This is a genomic window from Streptomyces sp. NBC_00726, assembly GCF_045161735.1.
Taxonomy (GTDB): Bacteria; Actinomycetota; Actinomycetes; order Streptomycetales; family Streptomycetaceae; genus Streptomyces.
In genome coordinates, this window is sequence record NZ_CP108983.1 from 5,483,958 (window position 1) to 5,500,921 (window position 16,964).

The window sequence follows — 16,964 nt, forward strand, 5'->3', positions numbered from 1 at the left end:
CCGCCCACGAGTGGGCGGCCGGGCGGGTGAGCGTGTCAGCCGCGAGCGGCCTTGTGCGTGTCGTGCTTGCAGTCCTTGCCCTTGCCCTTACCCTTGCCCGGCTCACCGCGGTCGTTGGCCAGCTCCACGGTGACGCCGTCCTCGCTGTTCTCCTCCGTCACCTCGAACGGCCCGGAGACCGGGTTCGCCGGCAGCACGTAGCCCTCCGGGACGGCGATCTCGCGGAGGTAGTACTCCCCGAGCGGCAGGTCGTCGAAGGTGCACTGCCCGTCCTGGTCGGTGGAGCAGCCCGCGTCCGCGAGCGTGTCGGGGTTCGCCCCGCCCGTCTGAAGCCCGGGCACGTCGTTGCTCTCACGCCACAGCTCGAACACGGCCCCGGGCAGCGGCGCCCCGTTCTTCGCGTCCGTCTTGTCCAGCGTCAGCGACCCGGTCACCGGCGGCACGGGCGTCTTGGCGTTGACGGCCTCGGCCTGGACGCCGTCCTCGGCGTTCTCCTCGGTGAGCGTGAGCGGCCCGAACACGTTCGGGTCAGGCAGATCGTAACCGTCCGGCGCCGAGGTCTCGCGCCAGTAGTAGGTGCCCGGAACCGTGGTCGCGGTGCAGACACCGTTCGCCGGGGTGGTGCAGTCCGAGACGTGGGTGTCGGGGTTGATACCGATCGTCTGGAGCCCCGGCGTGTTGTTGGTCTCACGCCACAGCTCGAAGTCGGCCCCGGCCAGCGGCGCCCCGGTGTCCGCGTCGGTCTTCTCCACGCGGACTTCGCCGGTCACGGGCGGTACGGGGGTCTTCGTGTCGACGGCCTCGGCCTGGACGCCTTGGTCCGCGTTGTCCTCGGTGAGGGTGAGCGGCCCGAAGACGTTCGGGTCCGGGAGGTCGTAGCCGTCCGGGGCCGCCGTCTCGCGCCAGTAGTACGTACCCACGGTGGTGGTGTCGGCGCAGATGCCGTTTGCGGGGGTGGTGCAGTCGGAGACGTGGGTGTCGGGGTTGTCTCCGTCGGTCTGGAGGCCGGGGACGTCGTTGGTTTCGCGCCAGAGTTCGAAGTCGGCGCCGGCGAGGGGTGCTCCGGTGTCGGCGTCGGTCTTTTGTACGCGGACTTCGCCGGTGACGGGGGGTACGGGGGTTTGGGTGTTGGCGGCTTCGGTCTGGACGCCGTCTTCGGCGTTGTCTTCGGTGAGGGTGAGGGGGCCGAAGACGTTGGGGTCGGGGAGGTCGTAGCCGTCTGGGGCCGCGGTCTCGCGCCAGTAGTACGTACCCACGGTGGTGGTGTTGGCGCAGATGCCGTTCGCGGGGGTGGTGCAGTCGGAGACGTGGGTGTCGGGGTTGTCTCCGTCGGTCTGGAGGCCGGGGACGTCGTTGGTTTCGCGCCAGAGTTCGAAGTCGGCGCCGGCGAGGGGTGCTCCGGTGTCGGCGTCGGTCTTCTCCACGCGGACTTCGCCGGTGACGGGCGGTACGGGGGTCTTCGTGTCGACGGCCTCGGCCTGGACGCCTTGGTCCGCATTGTCTTCGGTGAGGGTGAGGGGGCCGAAGACGTTGGGGTCGGGGAGGTCGTAGCCGTCTGGGGCCGCGGTCTCGCGCCAGTAGTACGTACCCACGGTGGTGGTGTTGGCGCAGATGCCGTTCGCGGGGGTGGTGCAGTCGGAGACGTGGGTGTCGGGGTTGTCTCCGTCGGTCTGGAGGCCGGGGACGTCGTTGGTTTCGCGCCAGAGTTCGAAGTCGGCGCCGGCCAGCGGTGCTCCGGTGTCGGCGTCGGTCTTTTGTACGCGGACCTCGCCGGTGACCGGGGGGACGGGCGTCTGGGTGTTTGCCGCTTCGGCCTGGACGCCGTCTTCGGCGTTGTCCTCGGTGAGCGTGAGCGGCCCGAAGACGTTCGGGTCCGGGAGGTCGTAGCCGTCCGGGGCCGCGGTCTCGCGCCAGTAGTACGTACCGGGGACCGTCGTCGCGGTGCAGATGCCGTTCGCGGGCGTCGTGCAGTCCGAGACGTGGGTGTCCGGGTCGTCTCCGTCGACCTGGAGGCCGGGGACGTCGTTGGTCTCGCGCCAGAGTTCGAAGTCGGCGCCGGCCAGCGGGGCTCCGGTGTCCGCGTCCGTCTTCTCTACGCGGACCTCACCGGTCACCGGGGGGACGGGCGTCTGGCTGTTGATGGCCTCGGCCTGGACGCCCTGGTCCGCGTTGTCCTCGGTCAGGACGAGGGGGCCGAAGACGTTGGGGTCGGGGAGGTCGTAGCCGTCGGGGGCTGCCGTCTCGCGCCAGTAGTACGTACCCACGGTCGTGGTGTCGGAGCAGATGCCGTTCGCCGGGGTGGTGCAGTCCGAGACGTGGGTGTCCGGGTTGTCACCGTCGGTCTGGAGGCCGGGGACGTCGTTGGTCTCGCGCCACAGCTCGAAGTCGGCCCCCGCGAGCGGGTCACCGGTGTCCGCGTCGGTCTTCAGCACGCTGACCGCGCCCGTCACCGGCTGCGGTCCACCGCAGTCCGGGAGGTCACCGTCGAACGGGTAGGCGTGGAACTCCACGCCCGCGTTCTCGCTGGTGTGGGTGAGCGAGCCGGTGGTGAAGAACCTGCCGTTCATGCCGGGCAGGCTCACCGTGGTCATGGACGCCTGCTCGCCCACCAGCACGCTGCCCTGAAACTGCCCGGACCCCACGAAGGACGCCGTGGTGGCGTCCGGCAGGTTCCACAGCAGCCGCTCGCGGTACTGGCCCAGCGTGTCGCTTCCGCTGGTGGTGTTGATGATGCGGTTCTCGCCGACCACGTTGACCAGGATCGTCGCGTCGGCGGGGATGTTCTCGAACTCGATGGACTGGCTGCCGTTGGGCGAGTTCGGGTTGACCATGTCGAAGTCGACGTTGAACACCTGGAGGCTGGACGTCCCGTCGCCGGTGAACAGCGTCCGGTAGCCCTCGTTGACCGCGGTCCCGGTGGGCGTCCGGGTCTCGCCGTCCGGCCGCGCGTAGCACTGGCTGGCCGCCGTGAGCTCGTCGCGCAGGCCCACGTACGGGGCCGTCGCGTCGTCGTCCTGGATGGTCGTCCCGGTGACGGTCCCGGTCTGGGTGCCCGCGTACCGGACGATGCCCTGCTCATCGGGCAGGCCGCCCGTCGTGTCCAGGGTCTGTCCGGAGGCGATGGTCACGTTCCCGCCGGCGGCCAGGAAGTCCGAGCCGTCGGGCGGTGCGACGCGCGAGCCGACCCCGACGATTCCGAGGTTGTACAGCGAGCTCGCGTCCGTGTCCTTGTTCTGGTCGAAGTGGTCCAGCACGACGACCCGGCCCTCGGCCTCCGCCGCACGCCCCCGGACGAGGAAGTCGTCGCCGACGAAGATGTTGATGCCGTCGTCCCGGCCGGCGATCGGTCCGTTGTTGATGTCGGGGAACGGGTCGGGGCAGTCGCCCGGGATACAGGGCCCGAGACCACCGGGCAGCGGGGCGGCGGCGGCCGAGGTGGCGCCTAGGCCGAGGGAGAAGACGGGGACGACCGTCGCCAGGACGGCGCAGGCCGCACCTGTGGCGCGGGCGCGTGAGCGCAGCGCGGCGAGGCGTTTGGGCATGGGTTTCATGGCGGCATCCTGAGCGCCCCGCACCCCCGCTCCGCGCGCGCGACACGAGCCGTTGCGCCGGGCGGCGGGACGGGGCCACCCGGACGGAGGGGGTGCGAGCCCGGGCCACCGACCCGGGCGGCCCGGCCGCCCCGTCACCCCGGAAGCACCCAGACCTGATTGTCGCTCCCATAGCAGGACCAGATCTGAAGCCGCGTGCCATTGGCCGCGCTCGGCCCCGTCGCGTCCAGGCACTTCCCGGACGCGGGGTTCAGCAGCTCGCCGGTGCTCCGGTGCTGCCAGACCTGCGCCCCGGAGCCGTTGCAGTCGTAGAGCTGCACCTTCGTGCCGTTCGCGGTCCCGGCCGCCGTGACGTCCAGGCACTTGCCGAGTGCCCGCAGCATGCCGTCGGTGCCGGTCGTCCACCGCTGGGCCCCGGTGTCGTTGCAGTCGTAGAGCTGGACCGCCGTGCCGTTGGCGGAGCTTCCGCCCGCCACGTCGACGCACTTGCCGCCGTACCCGGTGATCCGGCCGGTGGCGCCGTCGTCGGGCGGGGTGACCGGGCCGCCGTCCTGCCCGGCGGCCCAGGCGATCTCCTGGAGCAGGAGCTGATTCTGCCGGGCGCTCGCGAAGGTGGAGGAGAGGGCGGTGTCCGTCGCGTAGTCCATCGCGTTGTGGCCGAAGTTGTTGTAGACCATCCGGTAGTCGCGGTTCGACCACACGATCGGGTAATCCCCGCTGTACCAGGTCTGGTTGGGGTCCGTGCCGATGGGGAACGTCGAGGGGTCCATCGAGGCGAGGACATCGATCGCGGGGTTCTTCCGCAGGTCGTTCTGCCAGCTGTACCACTCGCTCACCGACGAGGTGATCGTGGCCGGGAGCCCCGCCGTCGCCGGGTGCCCGGGATCGTCCACGCGCAGCGTTTCCCGCGTGGGCCCCCAGGTGTTGGAGCGGAACGTGCCGGTGCCCAGGAAGGTGTTGTGGTACCAGGGCCAGTCACCGGTGTCCGTGTTGAACGCGGACACATGGAAGCCGACGAACCCGCCGCCGTTCCGCACGTACGCCTCGAACGCGGAGCGCTGCGACGCGGTCTGCGGGTAGTTGTCGAGGAACATCACCACCTGGTAGCCGGCCAGCTCGGAGCCGTTGAGCCGGCTCCAGTCGGTCGTCGCGGTGTACGTGAAGCCGTGGGCGGCGCCCTGCTCTGCGAACCAGGCGTTCGCCTCGTGGTCGAAGCTGATGTGCGCCGCGTCGTAGGTGCCGTCGTAGAAGGCCAGCACCCGGAACGTACCGGCTGCGGGGGCGGAGTGCGCCGGGGCGGCTTGCAGGCCGAGCACGAGGGCGGCGAGGGCGAGGGTGCGGGCGAGGAGCCGGAGCAGGAGTGCGGTGCCGTGTCTGACGCGCATGGAGGACTCCAGAGGTGGGCGGCGGAGCGCAGCGGCCGAGCAGACCGGAGTCTGCGCGTGTACACGACAGCCCGTCAAGACATCTGTCAGGAAACCTTCCTGGCAGAAATTCGCGCATAACTCGAACGCTGCATGTCAGCGCAGCTGACCTGCGGCTTCAGAAGGCTTACGGCAACCCCGCGGTTTCTCGTGATCGCGCCCCAAGTGCCTACAGAAGGTGAAGGGCCGACTCGTGCACGGGGGTTGACGGGCAGTCGACGGCGGGCCTAGCTTCACGGCTTGAAATAAGGCCGGACCGCATTTCCTGTCATGCACCTGTCCCCGCCCGACACCCCCACCACAGGAAGGCCCCCCATGCCGAGACCACTCCACCGCCGCAGACGGCGGACCACCCCCCTGGCCATGGCGCTGTCCGCCTCACTGGCCGCCGCCGGCGCGCTCGTCGCCCTGGGCACCGGCACCGCCGGCGCCGCGACCCCCGGCGCCCTGACCAACACCGGCAACGGCAAGTGCCTCGACGTCACCGACGGTTCGACCGCCGACGGCACGCCCGCCCAGATGTGGACCTGCTACCCCGGCAGCCAGAACCAGAGCTGGACGCTCAACAGCGACGGCTCGCTGACCGCGAAGGGCAAGTGCCTGGACCTGGCCGCGAACGGCACGGCCAACGGCACCGCCGTCCACCTGTGGACCTGTTACGCGAGCGTCGCCAGCCAGAAGTGGCGGCTGACCGCCGCCGGTGACCTGGTCAACACCGCCGCGGACAAGTGCCTGGACATCAAGGACAACAGCAACGCGGACGGCGCCCGGCTACAGATCTGGGACTGCACCGGCACCGGCAACCAGAAGTGGAGCTACTCCGGCGCCGTGGACCCGACCGACCCCACGGACCCGCCCACGGGGAACAACCCGGACCTCGGCCCGAACACGGTGATCTTCGACCCGTCGATGTCCGCCTCGTCCATCCAGTCCAAGCTGAACAGCATCTTCAACCAGCAGCAGTCCAACCAGTTCGGCTCCCAGCGCTACGCGGTCCTGTTCAAGCCGGGCACGTACAGCGCGGACGTCAACGTCGGCTTCTACACCCAGGTCGCCGGCCTCGGCCTGTCCCCGGACGCGGTGAACATCAACGGCGCCGTCCACGCCGAGGCCGACTGGTTCCAGGGCAACGCCACCCAGAACTTCTGGCGCGACGCCGAGAACCTCTCCGTCACGCCGAACGGCGGCAGCGACCGCTGGGCCGTCTCGCAGGCGGCACCGTACCGGCGCATGCACGTGCGCGGGAATCTCAAGCTGGACGACGGCGGCTGGTCCAGCGGCGGCTTCATCTCCGACTCGAAGATCGACGGCCAGATCCAGTCGGGCAGCCAGCAGCAGTTCCTGACCAAGAACACCCGGATGGGTTCCTGGTCCGGCTCCAACTGGAACATGGTCTTCGTCGGTGACCAGGGCGCCCCCGCCCAGTCCTTCCCGACCTACACCACCGTCCCCGCCGCCCCGGTCAACCGCGAGAAGCCCTTCCTGTACGTGGACGACGCGGGCGCCTGGAAGGTCTTCGTACCCGCCGCGCAGACCAATGCCTCGGCCACCACCTGGAGCGGCAAGAACCAGGCGGGCTCCTCGCTGCCGCTGGACGACTTCTACATCGCGAAGCCCGGCGCGAGCGCGGCCGACATGAACGCGGCGCTGGCCGCCGGCAAGAACCTCCTCATCACCCCCGGCGTCTACCACCTCAACCAGACGCTCGACGTCACCCGCCCCGACACCGTCGTCCTCGGCATGGGCCTCGCCACGCTCATCCCGGACAACGGCATCACCGCGCTCACCACGGCCGATGTGGACGGCATCAAGATCGCCGGAGTCCTGGTCGACGCCGGTACGGTCAACTCCCAGACCCTGATGCGGATCGGGCCCGACGGCTCGTCGGCGAGCCACGCCGCCAACCCCGTCACGCTCAACGACGTGTTCTTCCGCATCGGCGGCGCGACCGTCGGCAAGGCCACCCAGTCGCTGGTCGTCAACACCGACGACACGATCATCGACCACACCTGGATCTGGCGCGCCGACCACGGCAACGGCGGAACGGTCGGCTGGAACACCAACACCGCGGACACCGGGCTCGTCGTCAACGGCCGGAACGTCACCGCGTACGGGCTGTTCGTGGAGCACTACCAGAAGACCCAGGTCATCTGGAACGGCAACGGCGGCCGCACGTACTTCTTCCAGAACGAGCTGCCGTACGACCCGCCCAATCAGAGCGCCTGGAAGAACGGGAACACCAACGGCTATCCCGCGTACAAGGTCGGCGCGTCCGTGACCAGCCACGAAGCGTGGGGCCTGGGCAGTTACGCGTACTTCAACGTCAACCCGTCGGTGGTCGAGGACCACTCCTTCGAGGGGCCCCAGACCTCCGGCGTGAAGTTCCACGACATGGTCACCGTCGTCCTCGGCGGCGCCGGAACGATCAGCCACATCATCAACGGCACCGGCGCGGCCGTCACGCCCGGCAGCAACGTCGCGTACCTCACCACCTACCCGTAAACCGGAGGGACCCACCATGCTCGGATCACGCAGCAGATGGCTCACCGCCCTGCTCGGCGTCGTGCCGCTGGCCGCCGCCGGCCTGGTCGCCACGGCCGCCGCCCCCGCCTCCGCCGCCGCCAACCCCGGCCCCGGCTTCCCCGCGCACTACGCGGCCCCGTACGCGGAGATGTGGAACAGCCCGTCCAGCCTGATGAACGCGTACAACGCGACCGGCAACAAGTACTACACGCTGGCCTTCATCGTCAGCCAGGGCACCTGCAACGCCACCATCAACGGCGACACCCCGGTCACCGACTCCGGCTGGAACAACGCCGTCAACAGCCTGCGCGCGGTGGGCGGCGATGTGATCGCCTCCTTCGGCGGCGCGAGCGGCAGCGAACTCGCCTCCTGTGGCTCGGTGTCCGCGATGCAGGCCCAGTACAAGAAGGTCATCGACCAGTTCAACCTGACCCGCATCGACCTGGACATCGAGGGCAGCACCCTCGACAACACCGCCGCCAACGACCGACGCAACCAGGCACTGGCCAACCTCCAGAACGATTACGCGGCCCAGGGCCGGAAGCTGGACGTCGACTTCACCCTCCCGGTCAGCCCCAGCGGCCTGGAGTCCAACGGCATCGCGCTCCTGAAGAACGCCAAGAGCCACAACCTGGACGTCAACCTGGTCAACATCATGACCATGGACTACGGCCCCGCCATGGACATGGGCCAGGCCGCGATCAGCGCCGCGAACGGACTGCACACCCAGCTCGGCCAGATCTGGACCGACAAGTCCTCCGCCGAGCTGTGGGCGATGGAGGGCAACTGCCCGATGATCGGCGTCAACGACACCGCCGCCGAGGTCTTCACCGTCCAGGACGCCCAGGAACTCGAAGCCTTCGCCGCGAGCAAGGGCATCCAGGAACTCACCTTCTGGTCCCTCGGCCGCGACAACCAGGGCCAGAGCGGCACCCCGCAGAGCACCTGGCAGTTCACCAACACCTTCAAGGCCATAACCGGCGGCGGCGGCCCCGTCGACCCACCGGCCGGCACCACCGCCATCAAGGGCTACGGCGGCAAGTGCGTCGACGTCGCCGGCGCCGACAGCGCCAACGGCACCAAGGTCGACCTCTACACCTGCAACGGCACGTCGGCCCAGCAGTGGACCCGGGACGGCAACACCTTCCGCGCCCTCGGCAAGTGCCTCGACGTCACGGCGGCCGGCACCGCCAACGGCACGAAGGTCCAGCTCTACGACTGCAACGGCACCGCCGCCCAGTCCTGGACGACCGGCGCCAACGGCAGCCTGGTCAACTCCGGTTCGGGCAAGTGCCTCGACGTCACGGACTGGAGCACCACGGACGGCAACCAGCTCCAGATCTGGACGTGCGGCGGCACGGCGAACCAGACCTGGACGCTGGCCTGACGGCCCGGCCCGGCGCGATCGGTATCACCGGTGCGGGTGATGCCGATCGCGCCAGGCCCGCGGCGACATCCCGTACGCGTCCTTGAAGACCTTGCTGAAGTGGGCCGCGTTCACGAAGCCCCAGCTCCGCGCGACCGCCGCCACGGTCCGCGCCCGTCCGGCGGGCCCGGCCAGCTCCCGCTTGCACGCCTCCAGCCGCCGGGCCCGAATCCAGTCCCCGAGGGCGATCCCCGCCCGGGACAGCACGGTGTACAGATGCCGTACGGAGATGCCGTGCGCGGCCGCGATGCGCGCCGCCGACAGATCGGGCTCGGCCAGATGCTCCCGGATGTAGTGCGTGATCCGCAGCCCGAGCGTCGCCTCCATCGGCTCCTTCGCCGGCGCGATGGCCCCGTGCCGGGAGACCAGGACGGCGCGCAGCAGCTCCACGCTCGGCGGCAGCACGGCGGCCGCCTGGTCGCTGCGGTGCAGCTCGTCGCTCCGGGCGAGCTCCGAGAAGTACGTGTACGCCAGCCGCGCGAGCGGGTCCCCGGCGCCGAACGTGAGCGTGGTGGTGTCCCGGATCAGCCGGTCGGGCAGCCCCAACACGGAGAGGGGCAGCCGCAGGAAGTGGTGGTCGACGCCTTCGTCGAAGAGCATCGTGTAGGTCGCGTCCGACCGGAACACCGCGAACTCCCCGGGCCCGATGACGCATTGGCGCCCGTTCTGCGCCGCCATGCTGGTGCCCGTCACCTGAAGACTGATGAAGAGCGAAGGCTCCTCGTCCTTCCGCACGAGCTGCTCGGTCCGCCGTAACGTCACCGCCGACGACCGCGCCGTGCAGACCCGTAACGCCCCGACCGCCTCCACGTCCATCCGCGCCCGGATCTCCCCGTCGGGCGCCCGGTGGTCGATGTCCATCGGCACCACGGAATCCCACACCGCGTGCCGGATGATCTCCTCGCGGTCCCGTAACGGAATGTACGCAGTATCCAGCGCCGGACTCATGTGCGCCCCCTTCGACATGAACGATCCGAGATGAGTGTGGGGGAGCCGCCCCCACCGCGCAACGTCTGAAATTCGCGAGGCGTGTGTGCTGTCCGGGGCGGCGCGCTACTGACAAAGAGCTGTGCACAACGGGCAAAGTCAGCGGCCGCCGACGACTCTAGGGTCCATCAGCGAACCCGTTACGCACCTCTGAGCAGGAATGGGAGCCCGATGTCCCTGAGGACCAGACTCACCGCAACTCTGTTCGCCCTGGGTGTAGTCGCCGCCGCGATTCCCCTGGCCGCCTCGCCCGCAACGGCCGCCAGCGCGCACGGTTGCAGCTACCCGTACGTGTGCCTGTTCAACGGTTCCTATCAGTCGGGCACCATCTGGGGCCGCTACAAGGTCCCGGGCTACCAGTCGATGCCGAAGGCCCACTGGAACACCACGGACGCGGTCGTCAACACGCTGAACAACGACTCCGTCTGGCTGCTCGACACCGGGCCCTCCCCGGACCGGTACATCTGCATCCCGCGGAACACCTCCGTGAACCTCGGCGACTATGCCCACCCCAACGGCGGCACCTGGGCGAACGACGTCGACGTGATCAACATCTGGCCGCCGTCCGACAACGGCCTGTGCAGCGGCACGACCCAGGTCCGCCAGGGCAGCGTCCCCGACGGCTGGCGCCCCTGAGCTGTTACGCGCACGCGAGAGCCCTGCCGGTCCGAGGCGGACCGGCAGGGCTCCGGCGCGTACAGACGCGGCCCGTACTACTTCGCCGTGGCGAGTCCGACGAACCCGGCCCAGGCGTCGTGCGACAGGTGGAGGACCGGTCCGGCCATGTCCTTGGAGTCACGGACGTGGACGGTTCCGGGGCCGGTCGCGACCTCGATGCACTGGCCGCCCTCGGTGTTGCTGTAGCTGCTCTTGAACCAGGCAAGGGGCTCAGCGTTGTTCATAGCTCTCCCAGCAACTTCTCGATGAACGCCAGCGACTCTCGCGGGCTGAGAGCCTGTGAACGGATGATCCCATAGCGCGCTGCGGCGAGAACCGTCAGCTCCGGATCGGTCGACAGGGTGCTCGTGTTCTGAGCCTCGACGTAGAGGAACTTCTTGCCGTCCCTGCGTGTGACGACGGTGAACGGGCCGTTCACGCCCGCGTTGTCCTCGCAGTCGGTAGGCATCACCTGGATCTCCACGTTACGACGCTGTCCGATGAGGAGGAGGTGCTCCAGTCGCGGCCTGCTGCTGGTCGAGGGCCTGGCCACGCGCTGGGGCTGGTACCCGAGGAAGCAGGCACCGGGGAAGACGGTGTGGGCGGAATACGACATGACGGCCGGCGGCGCGGATTAGCGTGGGGGCATGGGAGCGAGGACGGCACAGGGGGCGTACGTGAACGGCGGGGTGGTCCTGGACCTGGCGGCCACGCACTGCACGAGGCGCGGGTGCTGTGGCTCGCGCGGACGGAGGAGTACGCCGCGCGGCGCCGGGCGGAGAAGAGGGCCGGGCGGCGGGCCGTGGCGAGCCCGCGACCGTGGTGGCTGTGGAGCTGGTCGGAGAGCCCGAATCGCGGCTGGTACGAGGACCCGTTCCGCCATCCGCCGCTGCGGCTGCCCGCGTACGTCCGGCGCCAGAACGCGCTGCTGGACGGCGCCGACCTCCCCGGCTGCCCCGCCTGCGGCGACGAGCGACCACCGGTGTCCCACTCGTCCGGTCACGGCTGGGTGGCGCTGTGCCCCGGGTGCGCCTGGGTGCTGACGCCCTGCCCGTGCGGGCAGCGACACCTGGTCGTCCCGCAGACCCCGTACACCTGGACAGGGCTCTGGCGCCGCACCCACATGGGCAACGACGGCCTGCCGAACCCGCATTGGCCGGGGCGCTAGGGCGGAGCTACAGGCCCAAGCTCGCGACGAAGCCCGAGAAGCTGGGCGCCACGACCCGCCACCGGCACAGAGCGGCGTCCGTCCAGAAGTCGCTGCCGACGACGCGGGGATCCGAGGGGTCGGTCCGGTAGTCGAGAGCCAGGGCGCCGTCATCGCCGGGGTTGCCCGTGGTGGCGATCAGTACGGCCTGTTCCACGTCGAGCCAGGGAAGTCCGAGCGGGGCGACGCCGCCGGATGGTGCCAGAAGCCGCGATCGATGAGCGAGGTCAGCAGCGCGGGCAGAGCGAGGCCACGGGCGCCATGGCGCACAGCTTCGCATGGCGGGCAACGCCAAGGAGACAGAGCCCGCGGCTGGTCACCACACGTCGACAGACCAGACGTCACCCCTTCGATGCTCGTCGGGATCCGGGGCGCCGGTCCCGTAAGGATCGGGGTCGGCGACGACGTGGATGCGGGCGGTGGACGCGGATACGCGGTAGCAGTCCATGTCACGCGACGTGTTCTGCTTGTCGAGTGTGATCGTGTGGCCCAGGGCCAGGATGGCGGCCTGTAGTTCCTTGAAGGGAACTCTGGGTGCGAATTCCCCGTACTCCCGCGAGAGCGGGGCCGGCACGGTGCTCGGGGACTGGTCGTACAGCAGGCGTTGGGCCTTCACGCCGAAGCCGAAGCACGACAGCTGCCCGGACGGCCCCGGCTGGTCCGGCGAGAAGTTGATCTCCACGAGCCCGTAGTCCCGCCGTAGCAGACCGCCACCGGGAACATCGAGGAATGTCGCCCCCAGGGCGGCTTCCCAGGCCCCCGGGTCCGCACCGACGCCCGCTCCCAGGACCTCGCCGCAGCCGGCGACGCGAGCGTAGAAATCCACAGCGGACACCCGCCAACCCCTCCGAACTATCCGCACAGGGCACCACGTGGAGCAGCGCCAGTGTTCGGTGATCGTACAGAGATGCCTTCAGGAGCGGCCGTCATGAGGCGATGGAAGGCGCGGGGCTGTCAGTGGGGGGGGCTAGCGTGCGGTGCATGGGAGCGAAGACGGCGATACTTGCGTACGCGGACGGGGACGTGGCCCCCGTACTGAAGGCGGCCGGTGAGCCGCGGGCAGCGGGAACGGCGGAGCTGGTCGCCCGGGTGTTCCCGGGCCGGGGGACGGTGCCGACGGAGGGGGACGTCCTGGCCGAATCGACGTATCCGCCGGAGGGCATCACGTACGCGGGGAGCTTTCCCGGCGTGGACCTGCTCTGCGACCGGCGGCTGATGTTCGACCGCCCGTCGGAACTCCCGGCGCACCTCTTGGAGGCCGCCGAGGGCCGACGCGTGATCCTGCACGCGATGCACAGCGCCTCGGACTGGCTGGCGTTCGCGGTCTGGGAGGAGGGCCGCCTCCGCCGCTCCCTGAGCCTGTCGCCGGACGGAGGCATCGTGGAGAACGTCGGCGACCCGTTCCCCTTCGAGGCGCCGTACTGGGCGGGGGACCGGGCGATGGAGGACTACGCGCTGCCGTTCCACCCCCTCGATCTGGGCAACGAAGCCCTCCGATCCTTCTTCGGCTTCCTCCTGGAGGGCCGCCCCTCGCCTGATGACGTCGACCCGGACGAGATCCCCCTGCTGGGCTTCGCCCTCACGCACGATGGTGCGGTTCGCCGCCCGAGGTCAGGCCGCTGAGATGCCCCTCCAGAGGCGGGCTCCGGCCGCGAACACGATCGGGTCCATGGTGGACAGTTCCGCCCGCACCCGCGCTTCGAACTCCGTACGGGCATCGGCCGGGAGGGCGTCGAAGTAGGCGCGGGAGCCGTGGGAGAGCCCCGTGGCCGTGAGCAGCCGTTCCGCGTCCAGGGGGCGAGGCGACTCAGCCGCCCCTGTCCCTCGGGAATCAGGGGCTGGAACTCCCGGAAGAGAGCCCCGTAGAACTCCCACTCCGGCGCGTCCTCGACGTCACCGGGAACGGAGAAGAAGAACACCCCGCCGGGGGCGAGGACGCGGCGGGTCTCCCGGGCCGCCGCGGCCGGATCATCGAGCAGGTGGACGACGCTGTCACCCGGCAGCCACGGGCCAGCGCGGCACCGGTCAGGGCACCGCGCCCGGGCCCAGGTTGACGACCCGGGTGCCGGGCGCAGGAGCGAGCCACTTCAGTCGGTGATTTCGACGCCGAACCCTCGGGCGAGTGTGTCGAGGCCGTGGTCGTAGCCCTGGCCGACGGCGCGGAAGCGCCAGATGAGGCCGCGACGATAGAACTCGCCCAGGATCAGGGTGCGTTCGGTGGTGGCGGCGTCCAGGGTGGCGCGGGCCGACGGGGCGGCGTCACTGCCGGAAGCAGTACTGATCTGGACCGCGCCGATATCACCAAAGGTGGCCATGCCATCGATGGCGGCAGCGACGACGACTTTGTGGGAGGCGGGTGGGAGGGCGGCGAGGTCGATGGCGACAGTCTGTTCGGCGGGTCCGTCGGTGAGGAGCCGCACGGTGCCCGCGGGGTTCTCCGGGGCGCCGTAGAAGACGAAGTCTTCGTCGAAGGTGACCTGTTCGTCCTCGTCCAGTACGAATGCGACAACATCGACCTCGCAGCGGCTCTGGGGGGCCCAGGCAGCGGTGAGATGCCACTGAGGGGTGGACAGATCGATGACTCCGCCACGGGGGAGTACGTGGAAGGGCAGTGCCGTGATGCCCGTAGCCGCCTCCTCACCCGGTGCAGCCTCTGCCTGGACGATGGTTTCGGTTACGGCAATTGGGGAGGCGAGCCAGCGTTCGTCATGCACGGCGAGTTCCAGCTCCGAGATCCGGCGCATACGACGGTCCTTCTCCCCACCGGTGAGGACGACGACGTCGGTGACGCTCCGAGAGAGATTGACCGCAGCGGACCCACCCAGCTCGACGACCCGCGTACGTGCGGCGACAGCCTCTTCGTGCATGCCGCCCAGGACGAGCACGCGACGGTCTTGCAACGGCTTGTCGGCCGACCTGGTCGGCGCGGGCGTCGGCCGACGAGGCGCCGGAACGCTGGGCGCCGCCCCGGATGCCTCGTGCGACGTTCCGGGTTCCACGGTGTCGAGCAGCTTGAGGAAGGCGCCCTCGTCGATGACGGGAATGCCTTCGGTAGTCGCCCGCCGGGCCTTGGCCGAACCGGACGCGGGCTCATTGGTGACCAGGACGCTCGTGTGGTGGCTGACCGAGGTCATCATGTTGAGCCCGGCTGCCACGCCTCGGCCGATCAACTCAGCGCGCGCGCAGGAAGTTTCACCGGTGATCGCGACCTTCATCCCCTGCTGCAACGCCGCACTCGGCTTCAGCCGCCCCGGATTGCGATAGGCGCACGGCGTCTTGGGCGGCTTCGGCGTGAACTGGGACTCGGCCCGCGGCGGGCAGGGTACGAGTGGCAACGACAAGGCGAGCCGCGCGGCCTCGCGCAGCGATGCCCGCAGGATCCCGGCGAGCACCCGGGTGTCGTCCAGTGCGTCGTGCGCGTGCTGCTGCGGTACGCCGTAGTGGGCGGCCAGCGTGCCCAGCTTCAGGTCAGACGTTGGCGGGTCCACCTGCCGGTTCAGTGCCAGAGTGCACAGCCTCTGCGACACCGGTAGCCACATCCGCGCGTGGGCGAACTCGTGGGCGAGGAACTCGTAATCGAACTGCGCGTTGTGAGCAACGAGGACCCGGCCCTTCAGCATCTCCCCGATCCGCTCGGCGACCTGCTCGAAGGCCGGTGCTCCGAGCAGCCGCTCAGCGGTCAGCCCGTGCACCTCGACCGGCCCAGGGTCACATCCGGGATTCACCAGTGTGGAGAACTCCCCGGTCTGCCGCCCATCCGCCCCGATGGTCACGACGGCGACCGACAGCACCCGGTCCCGGCGGGGTATGACCCCGGAGGTCTCGACATCGACGAGGGCCCAGTCGTGGGCGTAGTCGCCCACGGCGGGTGGCGGGAAGGGAGGCGCGGCGAGACTCATGGCGCCAAGGATGAGTGGCCATGTGACCTTCCCTCAACCTGCATCTGCCTTTGTCCCGATATGAGAAGGCAGGACTCGAACCTGCGGCCAAGTGTGCTTGGAAGGCGCCTGAAGGGAGGGGAAAAGACTCTGACGAGGATTCTGTTCGTCGCCCGACGCGGTCCAGCGGACCTGGTGCACGTGCTCGGCCGGCCCTGTCCGCTGCACGTCGTGCTTGATGCCGCGGGCCCTGGCGTACTCGTCCAGATCGTCGATCACGAAGAGATGACTGGACCACTCTCCAGGCCACACGGCGTACAACTCTCCTCGCCACCGGCTTCGACCACCCCGACATCGTGTCCTTCGGCGTACGGGGTGTGTCCACCGCCTATGCGGGCTGGCCCGGCGTCGCCTACGCCTCCGGCTCCCGCGAGCGCAGCCTCACCATCGACGAGTTGGTCGCCTGCGAACTGACCGTCCAAGCCCTCTGGTGTTTCACCCGTCAGGTGCAGCAGATGATCGAGGAGGGCCAGGACCCCTTCATGCCCGAGCAGTACGGCTGGCGCTTCCTGCGTGCCGCCTCCTCCCGGCTCACCACCGCCCGAGCCCAGGAGACCGCTCAACACGTTCTGATGCGGGAGGCCATCATGAAGACCAGCGGGCTGGCCGAACGGCTGCGCGCCGCGCAGGACGCTCTGCGAGAGGGCGTCGGGTGAGGACACGGGGCAGGAGAAGCAACGGATGGACATCGGCAGCGCCGCGCTGGTCGTGATCGACATGCAGAACGGCTTCGTGAACGAGCGAAGCCGCCACGCCGTGCCCGCGGTCTCCGATCTAGTCGCCCAGTGGGCCGGCGCCGGCCGACCCGTGATCTTCACCCGGTACTTCAACTATCCGGACAGCCCGTACGAGCGCTTCTTCCAGTGGAGCCGACTCCAAGGGCCACCGGAAACCGACATCGTCCCCGAGCTCGCGGAGGCGGCAGCCCGCGCGCAGGCTGTCGTCGACAAGACCGGCTACACGCTCTTCACCTCCCAGGCGGCCGAACTGGTCCGCGGGGGCGGCTGGACCGACCTCGTCTTCTGCGGGATCGCTACCGAGAGCTGCGTCCTGAAGTCCGCGGCTGACGCCTTCGAACACGGCTACGCACCCTGGATCGTCACCGACGCCTGCGCCAGCGACGCCGGCCCCCACGTACACGACGCCGGACTCGTCGTCGCCCGCCGCCTGATCGGAACCGGCCAACTTGTCACCACGGACCACGTGGCCGGCCAACTCGCCGTGTACGCAGGGGCCCCGGTGCTGGAATAG

Annotated in this window: 15 protein-coding genes and 2 pseudogenes; 8 read left to right on the plus strand and 9 right to left on the minus strand. The window is 69.6% G+C overall.

What is annotated here, in order from left to right:
• Positions 1-35 precede the first annotated feature (35 nt).
• Together OG338_RS24440 and OG338_RS24445 are read right to left on the minus strand one after the other, a co-directional pair.
• Positions 36-3,551, minus strand: a complete 3,516-nt coding sequence (locus OG338_RS24440; RefSeq protein WP_405939360.1) for a SpaA isopeptide-forming pilin-related protein — start codon at positions 3,549-3,551, stop codon at positions 36-38.
• Between the two features lie 134 nt (positions 3,552-3,685).
• Positions 3,686-4,936, minus strand: coding sequence for a ThuA domain-containing protein (locus OG338_RS24445; protein ID WP_405939361.1), 1,251 nt, complete (start codon positions 4,934-4,936; stop codon positions 3,686-3,688).
• A gap of 402 nt (positions 4,937-5,338) precedes the next feature.
• Here OG338_RS24445 and OG338_RS24450 point away from each other — a divergent pair, with 402 nt between their 5' ends.
• Positions 5,339-7,477 (plus strand): RICIN domain-containing protein, encoded by a 2,139-nt coding sequence (locus tag OG338_RS24450; protein WP_405940519.1) that lies wholly within the window; start codon positions 5,339-5,341, stop codon positions 7,475-7,477.
• A 16-nt stretch (positions 7,478-7,493) separates the two neighbouring features.
• Complete coding sequence (locus OG338_RS24455) at positions 7,494-8,885, plus strand: ricin-type beta-trefoil lectin domain protein (protein WP_405939362.1); 1,392 nt, start codon at positions 7,494-7,496, stop codon at positions 8,883-8,885.
• Between the two features lie 24 nt (positions 8,886-8,909).
• Here OG338_RS24455 and OG338_RS24460 read toward each other — a convergent pair whose 3' ends face one another.
• Entirely contained in the window at positions 8,910-9,872 is a 963-nt protein-coding gene (locus OG338_RS24460) for a helix-turn-helix domain-containing protein (protein WP_405939363.1), read from the minus strand.
• Between the two features lie 210 nt (positions 9,873-10,082).
• Here OG338_RS24460 and OG338_RS24465 point away from each other — a divergent pair, with 210 nt between their 5' ends.
• Positions 10,083-10,547 (plus strand): hypothetical protein, encoded by a 465-nt coding sequence (locus tag OG338_RS24465; protein WP_405939364.1) that lies wholly within the window; start codon positions 10,083-10,085, stop codon positions 10,545-10,547.
• 77 nt (positions 10,548-10,624) lie between these two features.
• Here the strand turns inward: OG338_RS24465 and OG338_RS24470 are convergent, their stop codons facing one another.
• Both OG338_RS24470 and OG338_RS24475 read right to left on the minus strand, forming a co-directional pair.
• Positions 10,625-10,813, minus strand: a complete 189-nt coding sequence (locus OG338_RS24470) for a DUF397 domain-containing protein (RefSeq protein WP_405939365.1) — start codon at positions 10,811-10,813, stop codon at positions 10,625-10,627.
• A pseudogene (locus OG338_RS24475) lies at positions 10,810-11,097 on the minus strand (Scr1 family TA system antitoxin-like transcriptional regulator); the annotation flags it as partial. The pseudogene OG338_RS24475 and the gene OG338_RS24470, both read right to left, overlap by 4 nt.
• Here OG338_RS24475 and OG338_RS24480 point away from each other — a divergent pair.
• Together OG338_RS24480 and OG338_RS24485 are read left to right on the plus strand one after the other, a co-directional pair.
• Positions 11,090-11,206, plus strand: a pseudogene (locus OG338_RS24480) (ATP-binding protein); the annotation flags it as partial. The pseudogenes OG338_RS24475 and OG338_RS24480 overlap by 8 nt on opposite strands.
• A 92-nt stretch (positions 11,207-11,298) precedes the next feature.
• Complete coding sequence (locus OG338_RS24485) at positions 11,299-11,736, plus strand: hypothetical protein (protein WP_405939366.1); 438 nt, start codon at positions 11,299-11,301, stop codon at positions 11,734-11,736.
• A gap of 7 nt (positions 11,737-11,743) precedes the next feature.
• Here OG338_RS24485 and OG338_RS24490 read toward each other — a convergent pair whose 3' ends face one another.
• Both OG338_RS24490 and OG338_RS24495 read right to left on the minus strand, forming a co-directional pair.
• Positions 11,744-11,932, minus strand: a complete 189-nt coding sequence (locus OG338_RS24490) for a hypothetical protein (protein ID WP_405939367.1) — start codon at positions 11,930-11,932, stop codon at positions 11,744-11,746.
• 159 nt (positions 11,933-12,091) lie between these two features.
• Positions 12,092-12,601: a hypothetical protein gene (locus OG338_RS24495; protein ID WP_405939368.1), complete on the minus strand. Its 510-nt coding sequence runs from the start codon at positions 12,599-12,601 to the stop codon at positions 12,092-12,094.
• A 155-nt stretch (positions 12,602-12,756) separates the two neighbouring features.
• Here OG338_RS24495 and OG338_RS24500 point away from each other — a divergent pair, with 155 nt between their 5' ends.
• Entirely contained in the window at positions 12,757-13,398 is a 642-nt protein-coding gene (locus OG338_RS24500; RefSeq protein ID WP_405939369.1) for a DUF6928 family protein, read from the plus strand.
• A 464-nt stretch (positions 13,399-13,862) separates the two neighbouring features.
• Here OG338_RS24500 and OG338_RS24505 read toward each other — a convergent pair whose 3' ends face one another.
• Both OG338_RS24505 and OG338_RS24510 read right to left on the minus strand, forming a co-directional pair.
• Complete coding sequence (locus tag OG338_RS24505; RefSeq protein WP_405939370.1) at positions 13,863-15,674, minus strand: TerD family protein; 1,812 nt, start codon at positions 15,672-15,674, stop codon at positions 13,863-13,865.
• A gap of 33 nt (positions 15,675-15,707) precedes the next feature.
• A complete protein-coding gene (locus tag OG338_RS24510; RefSeq protein WP_405939371.1) occupies positions 15,708-15,932 on the minus strand; it encodes a hypothetical protein in 225 nt (74 codons plus the stop codon).
• A gap of 77 nt (positions 15,933-16,009) precedes the next feature.
• On the opposite strand from OG338_RS24510, the gene OG338_RS24515 reads away from it, so the two are divergent.
• Together OG338_RS24515 and OG338_RS24520 are read left to right on the plus strand one after the other, a co-directional pair.
• Positions 16,010-16,369 (plus strand): hypothetical protein, encoded by a 360-nt coding sequence (locus tag OG338_RS24515; RefSeq protein ID WP_405939372.1) that lies wholly within the window; start codon positions 16,010-16,012, stop codon positions 16,367-16,369.
• A 25-nt stretch (positions 16,370-16,394) separates the two neighbouring features.
• Positions 16,395-16,964 (plus strand): isochorismatase family cysteine hydrolase, encoded by a 570-nt coding sequence (locus OG338_RS24520; protein ID WP_405939373.1) that lies wholly within the window; start codon positions 16,395-16,397, stop codon positions 16,962-16,964.